Annotated in this window: 1 protein-coding gene; it reads right to left on the bottom strand. The window is 64.0% G+C overall.

The window, feature by feature from the left end; all coding sequences use genetic code 11:
• Window positions 1-27: 27 nt before the first annotated feature.
• Window positions 28-1,239 carry an IS110 family RNA-guided transposase gene (locus Q2100_RS31260; RefSeq protein WP_302917128.1) on the bottom strand — a complete coding sequence of 404 codons (1,212 nt, stop codon included), beginning with the start codon at window positions 1,237-1,239 and terminating at the stop codon, window positions 28-30.
• Between the last annotated feature and the right edge of the window lie 264 nt (window positions 1,240-1,503).

The raw sequence follows: 1,503 nt of genomic DNA, 5'->3' as shown, positions 1-1,503 counted from the left end.
AGCTAGACATCCCAGGTCTGTAACTTGTCAAGCAGCTGCTGGCATGCGATGTGCCCAGGCTTTGTGTTCGTCGTAGAGCGTGTGGTGGCGGAGGCAGCCGTGGAGGATGCCGACGAAGCGGTTGCCGAGGGCGCGTAGAGCTTGGTGATGGGTGTCGCCGTTGGCGCGGTGCTGGTCGTAGAAGGCGCGGGCCCCGGGGCTTCCAGTCAAGGCGCAGAACGCCCATTGGTCGAGCGCGTCATAGAGGCGTTTGTTGCGGACGTGGCGGGCCAGCACGGCACGTTTTCGGCCCGAGGCGATGGTCAATGGTGAGGTTCCGGCGTAGTTTTTGCGACACTTGGCAGTGCTGTAGCGGTTCGGGTCGTCCCCGAACTCACCGAGCACCCGGGCGCCGAGGATGACACCAAGTCCTGGCAGGGAGCGGTAGATGTCGGCGTCCGGGTGCTTGTCAAAATGGCCGGCCAAGATTGCCTCGAGGTCGGCTATCTGGGTGTTCAGTGCTGCGATGACATGGACCGCTGCGGTCGTGGTGGATCCGAAGGCGGCAGCCACTGCAGGGGGTGCGGTGAGATGCGCGCGGCGCAGGATCGCTTGGATCTCGGTGGCGCGTATCTCGATATTGCGTTGTCGGCCGGCAGTTTTGAGCGCCGAGCCGATCTTGGCCAGGCTCAATCGGGCGCCTTGTTCGGGAGTGGGAGCTCGACCCAACACCGCCAGCGCGTCATTGGAGGTGAGCGATTCGAACGCTTCCAGGGCGGCGGGGTAGTACTCCCGCAGTCCGCTGCGCAGCATGTTGGCGTGCCGGGTCCGTGCCCAGATCAGGCTCTGATGGGTCCGCGCTAGCACCTTGATGGCTTCGGCGTCGGGGGTGTCCCCGGCGATCTGACGGTGGTTGTGCCGGTCGGTGCGCACAAGATCAGCGAGCAGTTTCGCGTCCCCGGCATCGGATTTCGCACCCGAGACGCTATGCCGGTCGCGGTACCGGGCCGCGGCCATCGGGTTGATCGCCCACACCTGATAGCCCGATGCCGTCAACGCCGAGACCCACAGGCCGCGATCGGTTTCGATGCCGATCATCACGTGCTCGGGTTCCTCGACGTGTCGGGCGATCAGTTCATGGAGGTCTCGAATGCCGGACAAGCCTTCGGGTAATCGCCGGGTTGCCAATCGTTGGCCGGTCTCGTCCATCAGATGCACGTCGTGATGGTCTTCGGCCCAGTCGTCGCCCACGAAGATCATCAATGCCACCTCCTGCTGTCGTCGTTGACCCACATCGAGCCCGAGGACACCAGGCGGCGGACTAATGGATCAGTGCTCGCACTGGCACGACATCCCATCAGCGCTTCAAGCGACCTCACCGAACCGGCCGGGGCACGATCTAGCTCTAGGAATCAGTCGCTCATTCCAGTCGCTCGTAGTGCTCACCGACCAGCGGCTCGATGATCAGCGTCCCGCGGTCGCAGGCTCCACACCGGCAACGCCACGCTGATCGACTCCCATTAG

The organism is Mycolicibacterium arseniciresistens (assembly GCF_030519285.1).
GTDB lineage: Bacteria > Actinomycetota > Actinomycetes > Mycobacteriales > Mycobacteriaceae > Mycobacterium > Mycobacterium arseniciresistens.
Note: the sequence above shows the minus strand (reverse complement) of the source record. Positions and strands in the feature narration are given on the sequence as shown.

Excerpts from the sequence above, each read along its gene's own strand:
- Q2100_RS31260 (WP_302917128.1), bottom strand. The coding sequence starts at position 1,239 with ATGATCTTCGTGGGCGACGACTGGGCCGAAGACCATCACGACGTGCAT.